General features: G+C 63.9%; 14 protein-coding genes. 6 read left to right on the forward strand and 8 right to left on the reverse strand.

Annotated features, from left to right (window positions below):
* Window positions 1-65: 65 nt before the first annotated feature.
* Entirely contained in the window at window positions 66-1,088 is a 1,023-nt protein-coding gene (locus tag R2N11_RS03435; protein WP_316680147.1) for a MerR family transcriptional regulator, read from the reverse strand.
* A gap of 218 nt (window positions 1,089-1,306) precedes the next feature.
* On the opposite strand from R2N11_RS03435, the gene R2N11_RS03440 reads away from it, so the two are divergent.
* Window positions 1,307-3,115 (forward strand): phosphodiesterase, encoded by a 1,809-nt coding sequence (locus R2N11_RS03440; protein ID WP_233177137.1) that lies wholly within the window; start codon window positions 1,307-1,309, stop codon window positions 3,113-3,115.
* Between the two features lie 10 nt (window positions 3,116-3,125).
* Here R2N11_RS03440 and R2N11_RS03445 read toward each other — a convergent pair whose 3' ends face one another.
* The 7 genes from R2N11_RS03445 to R2N11_RS03475 form a co-directional block, all read right to left on the reverse strand.
* Entirely contained in the window at window positions 3,126-3,923 is a 798-nt protein-coding gene (locus R2N11_RS03445; protein WP_316680148.1) for a thioesterase II family protein, read from the reverse strand.
* A 14-nt stretch (window positions 3,924-3,937) separates the two neighbouring features.
* Window positions 3,938-7,498, reverse strand: coding sequence for an indolepyruvate ferredoxin oxidoreductase family protein (locus R2N11_RS03450; RefSeq protein ID WP_316680149.1), 3,561 nt, complete (start codon window positions 7,496-7,498; stop codon window positions 3,938-3,940).
* Between the two features lie 113 nt (window positions 7,499-7,611).
* Complete coding sequence (locus R2N11_RS03455; protein ID WP_199032900.1) at window positions 7,612-8,586, reverse strand: 3-oxoacyl-ACP synthase III family protein; 975 nt, start codon at window positions 8,584-8,586, stop codon at window positions 7,612-7,614.
* Window positions 8,587-8,624: 38 nt separating this feature from the next.
* Window positions 8,625-9,689: a 3-oxoacyl-ACP synthase III family protein gene (locus R2N11_RS03460; protein ID WP_199032901.1), complete on the reverse strand. Its 1,065-nt coding sequence runs from the start codon at window positions 9,687-9,689 to the stop codon at window positions 8,625-8,627.
* On the reverse strand, window positions 9,690-9,926 hold the full coding sequence (locus R2N11_RS03465) for an acyl carrier protein (RefSeq protein ID WP_104656191.1): 237 nt from the start codon (window positions 9,924-9,926) through the stop codon (window positions 9,690-9,692).
* Between the two features lie 16 nt (window positions 9,927-9,942).
* Window positions 9,943-10,659, reverse strand: coding sequence for an HAD family hydrolase (locus R2N11_RS03470; RefSeq protein WP_316680150.1), 717 nt, complete (start codon window positions 10,657-10,659; stop codon window positions 9,943-9,945).
* A gap of 14 nt (window positions 10,660-10,673) precedes the next feature.
* On the reverse strand, window positions 10,674-11,381 hold the full coding sequence (locus tag R2N11_RS03475; protein WP_316680151.1) for an AfsA-related hotdog domain-containing protein: 708 nt from the start codon (window positions 11,379-11,381) through the stop codon (window positions 10,674-10,676).
* Between the two features lie 520 nt (window positions 11,382-11,901).
* Here R2N11_RS03475 and R2N11_RS03480 point away from each other — a divergent pair.
* The 5 genes from R2N11_RS03480 (at window position 11,902) to R2N11_RS03500 (ending at window position 16,848) form a co-directional block, all read left to right on the forward strand.
* Window positions 11,902-12,285, forward strand: a complete 384-nt coding sequence (locus tag R2N11_RS03480) for a limonene-1,2-epoxide hydrolase family protein (protein ID WP_199032904.1) — start codon at window positions 11,902-11,904, stop codon at window positions 12,283-12,285.
* Between the two features lie 99 nt (window positions 12,286-12,384).
* Window positions 12,385-13,206, forward strand: a complete 822-nt coding sequence (locus R2N11_RS03485; protein WP_316680152.1) for a hypothetical protein — start codon at window positions 12,385-12,387, stop codon at window positions 13,204-13,206.
* Between the two features lie 66 nt (window positions 13,207-13,272).
* Window positions 13,273-14,838 (forward strand): MFS transporter, encoded by a 1,566-nt coding sequence (locus tag R2N11_RS03490; RefSeq protein ID WP_316680153.1) that lies wholly within the window; start codon window positions 13,273-13,275, stop codon window positions 14,836-14,838.
* Window positions 14,838-15,671, forward strand: a complete 834-nt coding sequence (locus R2N11_RS03495) for an alpha/beta fold hydrolase (RefSeq protein WP_199033270.1) — start codon at window positions 14,838-14,840, stop codon at window positions 15,669-15,671. Before R2N11_RS03490 ends, R2N11_RS03495 begins: the two co-directional genes overlap by 1 nt.
* 10 nt (window positions 15,672-15,681) lie before the next feature.
* Entirely contained in the window at window positions 15,682-16,848 is a 1,167-nt protein-coding gene (locus tag R2N11_RS03500; protein ID WP_316680154.1) for an FAD-dependent oxidoreductase, read from the forward strand.
* Window positions 16,849-16,861: the final 13 nt, after the last annotated feature.

Consider the following 16,861-nt stretch of genomic DNA (forward strand, 5'->3'; position numbering starts at 1 on the left):
TCAATCGATTGATCGCCCAACAGCAAAAGCGCCCGCCGGAAACAGCGGGCGCTTTTGCTTTGGTCTTACGCTGCCTTCAAGCCTTCCATCGCCTCGCGCACGTAGGCGATCAGGTCAGGTCCCATCCACGGGCTGGCCGAGAGCTCCGGCTCACGCTCCATCGCCAGACGCACCTTGGCCTGTGTTTGCGGATCATCACCGGCATACGAGCGGAACAGCTCGATCCAGTGCCGGGCAAGCTGCTGCATCTCCGGTGCATGCGGGGCGGTGCCCTTGGCCAAGTGTTGCCGCACCTCGGCAATGAGGGTCGGCCACTCATTGGCGCGCTTGCCGAAGTTGGCACGCATGTGCTGCAGCTCTTGCGCCGAGAGATACTTTCCGTAGACCGCCAGCTTGGTCTCGTTGGCCGCTTCCATGATGAAGTTGAGCATCTCCAGGCTGATGCCGGTGCGCTCCTGCTGCGCCGGCTCGTTCACATGCATCTTGTGCAGCTTGGCCGAGAGGATCGGGTCCAGCGCATCCTGCGCGAGCAGAGCCATCCAGCGCTTGGAGAGCGCCTGCGCCTCGCTGCTGCGTGATGGCACATTACGCGCCATCGCTTCGCGCACGGCTGCCACCAGCGCCGCCCATTTCTCGTTGCGCGCCACATCCGCATCCAGCCGTTCTGCGCGCTCGCGCTCTTCCTGCGAAAGGTATTTGTCGTACATGGTCATCCATTCCAAGGTTGTGAGCCATTCAGCAAGCTCGGGCTCTTCCTGGCGCATGAGCTGGTCGTGCAGACGGGTCAGCCGGTCACGCAGCACGCTGGCCTGCGTGATCTGCTGATCCAGCATCGCAATCTGCCGTTCCATGATCGTGGTCAGGGGAACGTCCGGACTTGCCAGAAAAGCCCCGATGTCAGCCAGCGACATGCCGAAACGCCGCAACGCCTGGATCTGGTGCAGCCGGGCAATGTCGGCCTTGTCGTACAGCCGGTAGCCGCTATCGGAGCGGGCCGAAGGCGTGAGCAGGCCAATGCTGTCGTAGTGATGCAGCATGCGGACGGTCAGACCGCAGCGTTTGGCGAGATCGCCCACTTTCAGCAACATGGCCAGCTCCTGTCTTTTGGCTTGAACCCAGGCTAGGACCTCACGCAGTGTGAGGGTCAAGCGCGGCGTGAATGGATGACGCGCCATGAAGACGCAGGCGCACCCGGCATTCTGAACCATGCCCCCTCTGTGGTGGGGACACGAACCCGCCAGCCCGCGCCACGCCGTGCGTCACAAAAAGTTCATTTAACTCTGTGTTCAGGGGGCCGTTAGGCGGAATGTCCGAGCTTCCGTCCAACGCCATGACTTCCTCACCGCTCTCCCTGCCGGCGGGCATCGCGCCTGAAATGCTGCGTACGGTGTTCCAACCGATCTTCCGTCTGTCCACCACCGAGGTGCTTGGCTACGAAGCGCTGCTGCGTGGGCCGGCGGGCACGGCCATGGAATCGCCCGCGGCATTGTTTTCCGCGGCGTCGGACACAGCGGGCGCGATTGCCCTGGAGACGACCGCCGCGCGCCTGGCCATCGCCAACTTCTCGGCCATGCGCCTGCCGGGCAAGCTGTTCCTGAACTTCAGCGCGTTTGGCGTGCGCCAGTTGCTGCAAGACCATGCCCGCCTGCTGCATGCGATTGCCGACCACGACCTGCATCCCTCGCGCATCGTCATCGAGCTGACCGAACAGACGCCCATCGACGACCTCACCAGCTTTGCCCAGGCGTTGTCCGTTGCGCGTGACTTTGGCATGCAATGCGCGCTGGACGATTTCGGCACCGGCAACGCCAACCTGAACCTGCTGATTGAACTGACACCCGACTTCATCAAGCTCGACAAGTATTTCCTGCGTGACATTGCCAAGCACCCAGCCAAGCTGGACATCGCGCGCTCATTGCAGCAAACCCTGAAGGGCAGCGCGACCAGCATCATTGCCGAAGGGCTGGAAACGGAAGACGAACTGGGCGTGGTGCGCGATCTGGGCATCCGCTTCGGTCAAGGCTTCTTCCTGGGGCGCCCGCAAGACACGCCGGCAGGTGACATGTCGAGCCAGGCGGCGCGCGTGCTGCAGTCATCGCAGATTGCGGTGTTTCCGCAAGCGGTGCGCGTGGGCTGGCGCGCCATCACAGCCAGCAAGCTGCTGCGCGTGGCACCCACCCTGCCCCTGCGCTGCAGCAACGACGACGTACTGCACCTGTTCAACCGCCACCCCGATCTGCACGCCGTGGCGCTGCTCGATGAAGATGAACGACCGCTGGCGCTCATCGCCCGCCGCGCCTTTATCGATCGCTATGCGATGCCGTATCACCGTGAGCTGTACGGCAAGAAATCTGCGCTGACGTTTGCCAACCGGCAACCCGTGCTGGTGGAAAAATCTGCCTCGCTGGAAGACATGTCTGCGCTGCTGATGAGCGAAGACCAGCGCTACCTGACCGACGGTTTCATCATCACCGAACATGGCCGCTACCTGGGCCTGGGCACCGGCGAAGAACTGGTGCGCACCGTGACCGAGATCCGCATCGAAGCAGCGCGCTACGCCAACCCGCTCACGTTCCTGCCCGGCAACATTCCGCTGAACCTGCACATTGAACGTTTGCTGGAAGCACGCGCGGAGTTCTACGCCTGCTATGTGGACTTGAACCACTTCAAGCCCTTCAACGACCAATACGGCTACTGGCAAGGCGACGAGATGCTGAAGATGGCCGCCGCCGTGCTGGCCACGGCATGTGAGCCGACGCGCGACTTTCTCGGCCACGTGGGTGGGGATGATTTCCTGATCCTGTTCCAGAGCGCCGACTGGCGCGCTCGCATCGAGCACGCCATCGCCGCGTTCAACATCAACGCGCTGGCCATGTACACACCGGCAGACCGTGCCGCCGGGGGCATCCACGCCGAAGACCGCAAAGGCCTGCCAGCCTTCTTCCGCTTTGTGACGATGGCGGTGGGTGCCCTGCACGTGCTCCCAGGCGCCGCGCGCAACAGCGACGACATCGGCACCGCCGCCGCGCTGGCGAAACGCCGCGCCAAGCAGAGCGACAGCGGCTTCTATCTGGAGGCGATGCGGCCCGCGCAAACGCTATCGGTCACCGCCTGAGCGTGGTCGGCTAGAGCGCCTCTGCCGGGTCGCGCCGGCGGCGGGTCGGGCGGTTGGCCAGCGGCGTGAGGTCCGCTGCAAGGTGCGCATGCAGCGCCTCCAGCCCTTCCTGCTCAAAAAAGTGATGACCGGGCAGCGTACGCAGTACGCTCGGGCCACGCGTGATGTCGGCCCAGGCGCCAAAGTCTGCCTCGTTCAGCAGCGGATCTTCCTTGCCGCGAAAGCCGAACAACGGCAACAACAGCGGCGGCTCGTCACGGTGGTCGTAGATCTCTGACAGCCGCAGGTCGGCGCGCAACGTGGGCAGGATGTACGACAGCGTGCGCGTGTCGGTCAGCACGGATTCGGGCATACCGCCCAGCCCGCGCAGGCGGTCGATGAAGGCGGTCTGCTCCAGCTCGCAGATCGGCGGGCGCCCCAACCGCCGATGCGGTGCGCGATGCCCGGAAATGGCCAGCGCCACCGGCTGCGGCCCGCCACGCGCACGCAGGGTGCGGGTCAACTCGAACGCCACCAGCGCACCCAGGCTGTGCCCATAGAACGCAAACGGCAACGCGTCGGCCTGCGCACCGGCCACTTCATCGGCCATGCCGGGCAGCAATTCGTCGAGATGGCTGGCGCGCGCCACCCCCGCTGGCAGAAAGCGATGCGGCAACTGGATGGCCCGCACCTCGAAGCTCGGCAGTCCGGCCGGCCACTTGGCGAAGTTGCCTGCACTGCCGCCCGCATGGTGAAAGCAGTACAACCGCAGGCGTGGCGCAATCACGGGCGTGCGCCCGACGGGAACGATATAGCGTTGCTGGGACATGGCAGTGGCGCTCCTTACCAAGAAACCTCGCGCGGCAGGCCGTAGGCATCTGCGCCAGGGAAAGCCGGCCACGCAGGCGCCTGCGCTTCCTGCGCGGGGCTGTGGCCGGTCAATTGCGCCAGCAGTGCGTGCTGGCGGGTGCGGGCAGACGCGATGCTGGCAGCCTTCACGTGGCCATAGCCGCGAATCTGCTTGGGCAGGTTGGCCAGTTGCAGCACCGTGTCGTACGTGAGTGCGTTGAGTTTGCCCAGCGCGATGTCGATGGCGTGCTCATATTCGACGATCAGCGCGCGCTCCTGCCGGCGCTCATGCGTGTAGCCGAACGGGTCGAAGCGCGTACCGCGCAGCCACTTGAACCGCGCCAGCATGGCAAACAGACGCTGCGTGCCGGGCCCGAATGTACGCTTGCGCGGTGCGCCGCCTTCCAGCGCGGAGAGGATGGGCGGCGCCAGATGAAAGCGCAGCGTGACGTCGCCCTCAAAGGTCTCGGCCAGCGCGCGGCGAAAGTCCTCGCCACTGAACAGGCGCGCCACTTCGTACTCATCCTTGTAGGCCATCAGCTTGAACAGGTTGTGCGCCACGGCGGTGGCCAACGTCTGCTTGCCGGTGGCGGTGCGCTCGGCCTGCCGCACATGCTCGACAAAGTTCACGTAGCGGCGCGCATAGGCTTCGTTCTGGTAAGCCGTCAGGAAGCCGCGGCGATGCGCGAGCACGGCATCCAGGCTGGCGGGTTTCTGCAATTTGATGATGGATTCCGCCAGCGGCCTGCTGGCGCCAATACCCGCATCGAACGCGGCGTAGCGCCCCCACTGGAACGCACGCTGATTGGCCGCCACGGCCACGCCATTGACTTCGATGGCGCGCAGGATGGCTGCCTCCGACAGCGGCAACAGCCCGCGCTGAAACGCATAACCGAGCATCAGCAGGTTGGTGTACAGCGCATCGCCCAGGTGATGCTGCGCAAGCGCACCCGCGTCGACAAACTCCAGCCTGGCCTCGGCCGTCTCCCCCAGCAGGCGGCGCAGCTGCTCGGTTGGGAACTGCCAGTCCACTTGTCGGATGGCGTGCCCGGGGGGGGTCTCCTCCGTGTTCAACACGATCTGCGTATGGCCGGGCTTGATCTTGTCCACCGCATCCCGCGCAGCGGCAGTGAGGATGTCATAGCCGAGCACCACATCTGCCTGGCACGCAGGAATACGCTGCGAGTGCAGCGCATCCTGCCGCTGCGCAATGCGCACGTGCGACATCACCGCGCCGTTCTTCTGCGACATACCGGTCATGTCCAGCACCGAGGCACCCTTGCCTTCCAGATGCGCGGCCATGCCGAGAATGGTGCCGACCGTGATCACGCCCGTGCCCCCAATGCCGCAGATGAGCACGTTGAACGGCGTGTCGAGCGCGGCGCGTTGCGGTGTCGGCAAGGCCGGCAGGTTGTCGGGCAACGCAGCCTTCTGCTGCTTGCGTCCGCTGCCGCGCAGGCGGCCTCCCTCCACGGTCACGAAGCTTGGGCAGAACCCCTTGACGCAAGAGGTGTCCTGATTGCACGACCCCTGGTGCACGGCGCGCTTGCGGCCGAACTCGGTTTCCAGTGGCACGATCGACGAGCAGTTCGATTGTGTGGCGCAGTCTCCGCACCCCTCGCACACCAGCGGGTTGATGAAGAGATGCCGGGCCGGCGCCTGCACGGCATGCTTCTTCTTGCGCCGGCGTTTCTCCGCCGCGCACACCTGCTCATAGATCAGCACGCTGGTGCCCGGCACGTCGCGCAACTCGCGCTGCACGGCATCGAGCGCCTCGCGCGGGTGGAGGGTCACCCCATCGGGCAAGCCGGCGCGACCGTCATGGCGCGACGGGTCTTCCGACACCAGCGCAATGCGCGTCACGCCCTCCGATGCCAGTTGCCGCGCAATCGCCGGCACGGTGACGCTGCCGTCCACCGGCTGGCCGCCGGTCATGGCCACGGCGTCGTTGTAGAGCAGCTTGTAGGTGATGTTCACCTTGGCGGCAATGGCCGCGCGAATGGCGAGATAGCCCGAATGGAAGTAGGTGCCGTCGCCCAGGTTGGCAAACACGTGCGGCACCTGCGAAAACGGCGCCTGCCCGATCCACGTTGCTCCCTCGCCCCCCATCTGCGTGAAGGTCTTGTTGTGCTCGGGGTAGATGGCGGTGGCCATGATGTGGCACCCGATACCGCCCAGCGCCAGGCTGCCCTCGGGCACCTTGGTGGATGTGCTGTGCGGGCACCCCGAGCAGTAGTAGGCCGAGCGCGCGGGCGTTGCCACCTCTCGGTCGAGAAAGGCTTGCCGGTCACGCAGCCATGCCGCCGTCTTGGCGATGCGGCCCTGCGGATGAAACTGTGCGAGCCGATCCGCAATCACCATGGCGATCTGCGCGACGGACAGATCCGTCTTGGCCGAGAACACACCGTTGCCGGCAGGGCCAGCCAGCTCACCCACCCCATCGGACTTGCCGACGATACGCGGGCGCGCGTTGTCCGGCAGGTCGTACAGGAACTGACGTAGTTGCGATTCCACCACCGGGCGCTTCTCTTCAATGACGAGAATCTCGTCCAGCCCCGTGGCGAAATCGCAGATGCCCTGTGGCTCCAGCGGCCACGGCATGGCCACCTTGTGCAGGCGCAGGCTGGCCATCTCGGGCGCATCGGTATCGATCTCCAGCAGCGCGAGCGCTTCGCGTACATCGCGGTAGCTCTTGCCGGAGGCGATGATGCCAAGGCGTGCGGTGTGCGCATCGTGCGTGGTGCGGTTGAGCCGGTTGGCGCGCGCATAGGCCAGCACTGCGGGCAGCTTGTGGTCCTGCATCAGCGCTTCCTGCTTGCGCGCAGTCAGGCCCAGCGGGTCTGACGAGAGGCGACAATTCAGTCCGCCTTCGGGCAGCACGTGGTCCGTGGGCAAATGAATCTGCAGCGCAAACGGATCGGCGTCGATGCCGGCGGACGATTCCACCGTATCGGCCAGCGCCTTGAAGCCCACCGCGCAGCCCGAATAGCGCGACATGGCCCAGCCATGCAGGCCCAGCTCGATGTACTCCTGCACATCGGCCGGATACAGCACGGGAATCATGGCCGAGCAGAACAGGTGATCGCTCTGATGCGGCAAGGTGGACGAATACGCACCGTGGTCATCGCCCGCCACCAGCAGCACGCCGCCGTGCGCGCTGGTGCCGGCATGGTTCAGGTGCTTGAGCACATCGGCCGAGCGGTCTACGCCCGGGCCCTTGGCATACCAGAGTGCAAACACACCGTCGTGCTTCGATTCACCCAGCAGGTGCACCTGCTGCGTGCCCCACACGGCGGTGGCGGCCAGGTCTTCATTCACACCGGGTTGGAAGCGGATGTCGTGCGCGGCCAGCGCGTCGCTGGCCTTCCAGAACGCCTGGTCCAGCCCACCCAGCGGCGAGCCGCGGTAGCCCGACACAAAGCCCGCCGTGTTGAGCCCCGCGGCACGATCACGCAAGCGCTGCACCACCATCAGGCGGACCAGCGCATCGATGCCGCTCAGGAACACGCGCCCCGTGTGCGCCGTGTATTTGTCTTGTGCCGTGATGAGTTGCACGCGAACCTCGCGAAGGTGGGGCGGTAGCAAAACGCAGCGCGAACGGAGCCTGCCCCGCCGCGCAGCGGGCATCGGAACAGCGTTGATTGAAAAGCGAAGCGTCGCTTGGCGGCCTACCAGTCGATCAGGCAGGCGCTCCACGACAGCCCGGCGCCAAAGCCGATCAGGACGACCTTGTCACCGCGCATCACGCGGCCTTGCCGCACGGCATCGCCCAGCGCCAGCGGAATGCTGGAGGCCCCCGTGTTGCCGGTATCCGCCAGGCTGACGAAGAAGCGTTCCGGCGCAATGCCCATCTTGATGCGAACCGACTCCAGCATGTGCGCATTGGCCTGATGGAAGACAAACAGGTCGATGTCTTCCTGCTCAAGGCCGTTTTTCTCCAGCAGTGCGTCGATCACCTCCGGCACCTTGGTCAGCACGAAGTTGAAGACACCCGGCCCGTTCATGCGGAAATCCGGCTGATACGCGCCGCCGCTGGTCAAACCATGCAGCCCCGAGGTGTACGCGGTGATGGCCTCGGCGCCGGTGCCGTCGGTGCCGAATTCGAAATCGCGCACACCGATGCCGTGGTCCGCCCGGCGGATGAACGACGCCGTGGCCGCATCCCCCATGATGGTCTTGAGGCTGCGGTCTTCCGGTGCCACCAGCTTGGTGTACGTGTCGGCCGTGATGAGCAGCACGCCCTTGGCGCGGCCGCTGTCGACCAACCCTTCGGCCAGCATCAGGCACGACACGTAACCCGAGCAACCCTGATTCACGTCGAGCGCCCCACTGCGCGTGGGCAGACCCAGCGCATGCTGCACCAGGCAGGCGCTCGTCGGGATCAGGAACTTGGGCGTCTGGCTGCAGAACAGGATGAAGTCCACGTCTTCCGGCGCGATGTCGTGCTCGTCCAGAAGACGGCGTCCGGCGGCGATGGCCAGCTCAAGGCTGTATTCGTCGTCGCCGGAGATATGCCGAAGGTGGATGCCGGTTTTGCCCGCGATTTTGTCGACAGGCCAATCCGGGTTCAGCTCAGCAATGGATTGATTGCTGAGCGTCGCATCCGGCAGCGCATAGCTGATCGATTGAATCTGTACCGCCATGAGAGGGCTCCGCGTGAGTGCGTGGTTGCGCGACTGCGTTATTGACGGTGATACACAAGAGGCACCATGACCGGGTCGGCCTGCCGCAGCAGCGCCCCACCCCATGAAAAACCCACGCCAAAGCCGACCATGCCGAGCGTCTCACGGGCTGGGCGCGAGGCGTCCGCGTCGTGCTCGGTCACCATCATCAGCGGGATGGACGGTGGGCTGGTGTTGCCGAAGCGGTCGATGTTGCTTGGCATCTTCTCGGGCGCAATGCCGATCTTTTTCGAGAAGTAATCGAGCATGAACTTGTTGGCCTGATGGAAGAGCCAGCGGTCCACGCTCTGCACCGGCCAGCCGGAGATGGTGGAGAGCTGCTGCACCAGTTCCGGCACATGGTTGAGCGTGAGACCGAACACGGCCGAGCCATCCATGTACAGCTCTTCCTGCGAGCGCAGCACCTTGTCCTGCGGGTGCGGGCGGCGTTCGGCCGATTCCACCGTGCGCGGCTGCCGAAAGCCACCGGCTTCGATGATGAGCGAATCGCTGCCCGCGCCGTTCGTACCGGCAAAGAAAAAGCTCTCGGCCGCGTCTTCCGAATACTCGATCGCCGTGGCCGTGCCTGCATCGCCAAACAGGATGTTGGCCGGAATGTCGTGCGGCGAGATCAGCTTGCTGGGTGTATCGCCCACCAGCAGCAGCACGCGCCGCATGCCCTCCTTGGCCAGCAGCCCGAAGGCCACCATCAGCCCATACACATAACCCGAGCAGCCCAGCGTGATGTCAAACGCCGCGCACTGGAACGACAGCCCCAGCCGGCGCTGCAGCACGCAGCTCGTGGCGGGCACCACGTAGTCAGGCGTTTGCGAGAGGAAGATCAGCGCGTCGACGGAATCCTTCTCCCAACCGACGGACTCCAGCAGGCGCTCGGCCGCTACGTAGCAGAGGTCGGACGCGCACATGCCATCGGGCGCCACATGCCGGGCCTGGATGCCGCACAGCTTGGCCGTCCGGCCGATCTCCACCGGATCACCGGCGATGTCTTCGTTGCGCCGCACATGCTCCGGCACCGCGGCAGACACCCCGGCAATGCGCGCGTTGTGAAAGCGCCGGTAGCCCATTCAAGCCTCGACGCTCTGACCGTGGACCAGCGCACGCAACTCGCGGAACGTAGTCAGCTCCTGCAGCGCCATCGGGTCGACCACCTTTTGGTAGTGCGTGTCGATCAGCGCAATGGTGCTCAGAAACGCCAGCGAATCCCACACCGCCTCCTCCACCATGTTGAAGTCGTCGGTGATCCGCTCCGGCGACACTTCGAGCAGGGCCGCGAAGTCTTCAATGAATTTTTGATCGTCCATCGGTTCACCTCAATCATCAGGAAACAGCGGGGGAAATACGCCAGTCGTGCCGGCGGGCATGGTCCAGCAGTGCTGCGTTGGAGCCGACCGCCACCGGGTGGTCAGCCAGGGAAAGCATGGGGATGTCGCTGTCGTGGTCGCCATAGGCAAAGCCACCGTGCATGGAGAGGCCGTGCACCTGCAGGAACTGGCGCAGCGCAATGGCCTTGCCCTCGCCAATGGTCGGCTCACCCAGCATGGCGCCGGTGTAGCGGCCGTCGCGCTGCTCCAGGCGCGCGCACACCACGTGCTCGATCGACAGGTCGGCCGCGATGGGCGCAACGGCCTCGGCAAACGAACCGCTCACCACAATGACAACGGCACCGGCCTGCTGATGCGCGTTGAGCCGTGTGACCACCGTGTCGTGGTACAGCGCCGCACGATTGGCCTCAAACCACTGCTGCGCGGCACGTGCCATGTCGTCCACCGGAATGCCCGCAAGTTGTCGGTAGAAGTAGCGGTTCTGCGCGGCGCGGTTGGCATTGCGCTCGACGTACCACGTCAGGTTGGCGCGCACGTCACGGATGCGGCGCTCGGCTTGGTCGGGCGAGTCGGCCGTGCTGCGGTGGTACTGCTCCAGCACGGCGAGCATGCTTTTCGGGCGGATCAGCGTTTCGTCCAAGTCGAACACCGCACAGATACGCGCAGCGTCAACCTCAGGTGCAGCACAGTCGGGAGCGATGGCGGCAGTCATGGCAGCGCCTTCCTTCAGTTGTGCAGCGACTTGAGCGCCGTGCTTTCCAGCGCCGAGACGAACTTGCGATCCAGCACGGTAAAGGTGAGCGAGAGTTGCGCGATCACCTTGCCTTGCTGGTGAAAGTCCATCCGCACGGCCATCTTGCCGTCGCCGGTTGCGCGCAGGTTGCGCTCCAGCACGCGGTACTCCAGATCCACCCGGAACGGATAGGCAAACGCCTTGAAGTCCACGTTGATGTTTTCGGCCAGGTACATCTTGGCTGCCGTGGAGTGGAATTTCTGCGTGACGGCATTTCCCATCTGTCGCGCCGCTTCCAGCAACACCATGAACTGCACGTGCTTGCCGGTTACGTGGTCACTCAGGTCGGCACATTCATCGTCGATCAGCAGCACGCTGGTGTAGGTGTCTTCGCCGGTTTCCTGCGGGTCGGAGATCAGCGTATTGGAGCGTTTGACCTTGTGCGTGAGCGTGCCGTCACAGCGCTGGTGGCTGTCGAAATAGCTGCGCAGTGAAATCTGCCCGGCATGGTGGCTCTGCGCCACCAGGTCACGCAGCACATCCACCTGCGATTCAGAGATGCCCTGCTCCAGCGAGATGGCGGCCGGTTCAAGCTGCCCGTCACGCACACGCGCAACAAGCTCATCGAACGTGAGGATGCTTTGCGCGTTGGACAACTCCCGAAACTTGTTGCCAACCACACGAATGAGGGTATCGGTCATAGGGCGCCTGTCGTATGCGTGCTGGGTAATTGGATTGCCAATTGCGATTCACTCGACATTCATTCGAGTACGCGTCGCATTTGTCATCGTTTTTATATCGACCCGCCTTTTCCGCATGTGCGCTATTGCATTTACCGATGCGGCCAACCTGATGAATTCGCGCTTTGGTGCCCTGCCGCAAATCCACAGCTGAAAGCGGTTCGTTGCCTCTGCCGGACGCATCCTACCGTTTGCTGCAATGCGGTCAACTGCAAAAAAATACAGTAGACGGGTTGCCACTTTTCACACAGCATCCGCGCTTAATCACGGCGCCTTTGTGCTTTGAACCAAACCGGGGCACGAGGGGCGCTGCCGCACCTTTTTGATCTGCAAACCGGTGCACGCACGTGATTTAAAAGGCCGCCATTGGATTGCCAATCAATTCAATGCGACGGATTGGTGAAACCGCGCGTTGGTGTGCGGCATCCAGCCCAACCCGGATGCCTGCCGATGCGCCCCACACTCCAACAGAGGCAACAAGATGGCTCAACACGACTCCAAGGCCCTGGCCAACCAGTTCATCCACGCGCTGGAAACGCGCGACCTCGACGCCGTATCCGACCTGCTGGCCGACGACGTTGTCTTTGAAGACGTGCCGCTGGCCGACACCGTGCACCGCGGCAAGCCCCGTGCCGTCGAGAAGGTGGCCGAGTTCTTCGGCAAATCGTCTTCGTACGTCTGGAAGAAGCACCGCGTGGTGTCGGAAAACGGCACGGTGTTTGTCGAGCGCACCAGCGACATCGTCTTTGGCGACAAGAAGGTCACGCTGCCCATGGTCGTCATTCTTGAATTCAACGACGCCGGCAAGCTGACGCTGTTCAAGGACTACTTCGACCTGCAGACGCTGCAAAACCAGCTCGCCTGATTCGCCGGGCGCATTCCATGCAGGCACGTCGCCACCCTGGGCGGTGGCGGCGCCTTCCCATCGCCCTACCTACCGATCCACCGTTTGAGGAGATGACCGATGAGCACGTCGTATCGCTCCGAAATCCACCGCTTCGGCGCTCCCGCCGAAATCCGTGACCTGCACATCGATGAAGCCGTGGCGCTCGTGCGCGACGGTGATGCGATTGCCGTCTTGCTGGACGTGGTCCAGCCCGAGCAACTCGATACGTGGTGGGCTGACCCGGCCTACCCCGAGGTGATTCCGCACCGCTCGCTCTCGGGCGTGGCCAACACCGGCGTGGCTGTCGGCCCGATGCAATTTCTGGAGAACGAAAAGCTCGTGGTCGGGCTGGCGGACTACTTTGCCTATGCCGGCCGCTTCAACGGGCAATTGCGCAACACCGCTTTTGCACGGCTGATTCACGATGCGCTGCACGTCGACACGGTGCAGGTGGGCACGTGGGCGGAGTTTCCGCTCACCTCCAAGCGCGAGTTCCAGCCCAAGAAGGAAGGCATCTACAGCGTGCCGCCGCATTGCGACGCCATCCACTTCTCGCGCGACCCGGCCAACTGGCCAATTGGCGAGAACTACTCCGAGCTGAAGAACCAGATCTCGGTGTTCCTCTCGGTGGCGGATTCCAATGAGGGGACGGGCCTCGTTTTCTGGGACTACCGCCCGCAGGACTTCACCCAGCTGCACACGCTGATGCGCGAGTTCTTCGCCAATCAAGCCATCCCTCAGCTCGAAGGTGTGCCCAAGCTGGTGGTGCACGGCAAGCCCGGCCAGTTGCACGTGCTCAACACACGCGTCATGCATGCCGTGGAGCAATGCCAAGCCGTGCGACGCACGATCGGCGCCTTTCTGGTGCGCCATGAAGACAGTTGGCGCATGTTCCACTGAACCCGCCCAGCCACACGTTGACCGGCAGATACCCGTGCGGTGTCTGCCGGTACAAGAGGCCCAGCCATGAAGAAATGGATCGTGCTGTTCTCGATCGGCATCTACCTGCTGCTGATCAACCTGGACCTGACCATCGTCAACCTGGCGTTGGCGGAGTTCTCCAAGGATTTCAACGCCAGCATCGAGCAGATTCAGCTTGTGATCGTCAGTTACCTGGCAGCCGCAGCGGCGTTCTTCTGCCTGTCGGGCGTGCTTGCGGATCGCTACGGCAAGAAGCGTGTGTTCATGGCCGGCGGGCTGCTGTTCGTGCTGTCTTCGCTCTATATCGGGGCGTTTGCGCACAGCATCGAGGCCATCATCGCCGCGCGCTTCATTCAGGGCATCGGCTTCTCGGCCACGCTGGGGCTGGCGCTCATCCTGATCGGCAAGGCGTTTCCGCCCGAGCAGAAGGGTCTGGCAACGGGCGTGGCCGTCACCATCACCGGTATCGGGCTGGCGGCGGGGCCACCGTTGGGCGGCTTCATCCTGCAGGCGTTCGGGTGGGAGATGATCTTCCTCATCAACGTGCCGCTGGGGTTGCTGTCGCTGCTGCTCACTGCGGTGTTTGTCGATCAGGATGATCCGCACGAACTGAGTGCCCGCGCGCTCGACATGGTAGGTGTGCCGCTCTACCTACTCGGGCTCGGCTGCCTGATCGTGCTGTCCAACGCGCTGGCCACGCTCTCTTGGGGGCAGATCGGCGCGTTGACTGCCGTGGGCGCCATCTCGACTGTACTGTTCGTGCGTCGCAGCCTGCGCGTGGAGGCACCGCTCATCAACCTGTCGCTGCTGAAGAACGGCACTTACCTGACGGTGGTGGGCATCCGCATCATCTTCAACTTCGTGATGGCGAGCTTCCTGTTCGTGCTGCCACTGTTCATGCAGAACATCCTGAACTACTCGAAGGTACGCGCGGGGCTGTGGGTACTGTGCATGACGGCGTGCATCTTTGTGGTGGGGCCCGTCACCGGCAAGGTCATCGACCGCCACGGCTACAAGCTGCCGGTACTCGCCGGCATGACGCTGTTGCTGGTGAGTTGCGCCGCGTTCCTCACGCTGCGTGTGGACCTGTCCATCGTGCTGTTCGTGATCGGGCTGGTGAGCTTCGGCCTGTCAAACGGGGCGCTCACCACGGCCACCATCAACGGCGCCACATCGCAGGTTTCACCCAAGCACACGGGCACGGCCATCGGCCTGTTCTTCACGCTGTCGATGGTGGGGGCGATGTTCGGGGTGGCGGTGTCGGGGTTGATTCTCAGCAAGGTGGGGGAACTCGAACTCGCACGGCATATCGCCAGCGCCGCTACCTCGTTCACACCCGACCAGCTGCACACGCTGCACGGGCTCGTCAACGCCAGCCAGAACCTGGTCAACGTCGCAGGCATGTTTGCCGACCACCCGATCGATGCGGTGCGTGATCTCGTCAACATGAGCTACGTGCCCGCCATGCGTGCGCTGATGGCGTTCAACGCCCTGCTGGCGGCCATCGGCATCGGCCTGTCGGTTGCGCTGTTCAAGCGCAAGGAAACGCGCCCGGCTGAATCCACTGACCCCGTCACACCCCGCAACGAACACCTCGAAGGAGCCGTGTAATGCAATCCAGATTCCTGAATTTCGATTTCGGCAAACTGCACTACCTGCAGGGCGGCAAGGCCAACGGACCCACCATCGTGTTCCTGCATGGCACAGCGTCCACCGCCGCCTCTTTCGCCGATCTGGAACCGATCCTGGGCGACCAATTCAACCTGATCGCGCTGGATTTTCCGGGCCATGGCCAGTCGGACCACATCGACGTGGCACGCTTCGGTTTTCAGTACAGCATGATCGGCCTGCGCACGCTGTTCGAAGAATTCCGCCACCGCCTGTCGCTGCACGAGATCATTGCCGTGGGCAATAGCGTGGGCGCCAACATCGCCACGCAATCGCTGTTCAAGGATCCGAACCTGCTCGGCCTGGTTTCGATTGCCGGTGTGCACGCTGTCAGCCGCGAAGATGCGTTCTCCAACTTCCGCCCTGAGGCACCGAAGGAACTCGCCTTCAAGAACCACCTCGTCGGCGATGAAGCCGACGCGCTCACGCGTGCTTACCTCGATGTCTCGCAAGCCGGCACCGACGTGTACAAGCGCATGCTCACGGACATCAAGGAATCCGACGGCAACTTCCGCGAGCAATTCGCCATCCACCTGAAGACGCAAGGCTGGCTGGATGAGCTTGCCATCCTGTCGGGCAGCAAGGTGCCCTTCCTGTACATCGGCGGCAAGAACGACGCCTTTATCGACAACGCCTACTACGACAAGCTGCAGACCCGCGTGCCGCGCATCCAGCCGGCCAACGTGCACATCCTGGAAGACGTGGGCCATGTGCCGCACCTGGAAGCGCCCGAGGTGTGCGGCAAGCTGATTCTTGAGTTTTCCAAGACGCTGTGAGGAGCCGGCCATGAGCGTATTGATCGTCGGTTGTGGCCCTGTTGGGATGACGCTGGCCGGGCTGCTCGCCCAGCAGAGCGAGGCGGTGCAGGTCATCGACAAGCGGCTGGAGCTGTCGACCCTGCCGCGTGGCATTGCTGTGAACCAGGCGAGTCTGGCGGTGTTCGACCAGCTTGGCATTGGCGCGCAGCTCGATGCGTTGGGCCTGCGCGTGCCGCGCATGAACCTGTACCGGCACCGCGCGTACTTTGCCGACATCAACTTCCACCAGCTCGACATCGCGCGCCCGCACTTCTTCCACCTCACGCAAGACGTGATCGAGCGCGCGCTGTATCGGCGCATTTCCGAGCTGGGTGTGTCGATCCGTCAGGGGTTGGAGTTGCAGGCGCTGCAGGAAACGCCCACCGGCGTGATCGCCACCTGCACTCACCCGGACGGCACCGAAGAGCGCATCTTCGCAGACCACGTCATCGCTTGCGATGGCGGCAACAGCACGGCACGGCGCCTGCTCGACATCCCCGTCGACCAGGTCATGTATGCCGGCTACTTTGTGGTGGCAGACGTGAGCTTTGACACGCTGCCGCTGGCCAACGACGAGATGCACTGCTTCTGCGGTGTGGACGGCTACCTGATGATCGTGCCGATCCCGGGCGGCAGCTACCGCGTGATCGCGTCCTTCCCGGGCGAAGACCCGGGCAGCGGTTTCGATGCCGCGTTCATTGAACGCATCATCCGCGACATGACACCCATCACCACCAAAGTGCGGCAGTTGCACTGGATCACGCACAGCGCGTTCGGCCACCGCATTGCCAGCCGCGCACGCGTGGGGCGCGTGTTCTTTGCCGGTGACGCGTGGCACCAGTTCAGCCCCATCGGCGGCACCAACATGAACCTTGGCATCGAAGACGCGGCGGTGCTGGCGCGCGCCATCCTCGCGCGCGATCTGGATGCGTATGAGCTACCGCGCCTGGAAGCCGTCGCACGCAATCTGGCGGTCACGCGCTACCTCAGCCGTCTACTGGTGCGTTCACCCGACTTGGCGACGACCAAACGTCCGTTTGGCTCACCGTCGCTTGAGCGCTTGCTGCACGACGAGCTGCCGCGCTTCCTGACCGGACTGCGCACGCGCGTCTTGACGGCAGACACCCACCGGGAAACCGAAGCCGCCACCGCCTGACCTGCACAGGAGA

It is taken from the genome of Ralstonia flaminis (assembly GCF_958415495.1).
GTDB classification, from domain to species: Bacteria; Pseudomonadota; Gammaproteobacteria; order Burkholderiales; family Burkholderiaceae; genus Ralstonia; species Ralstonia flaminis.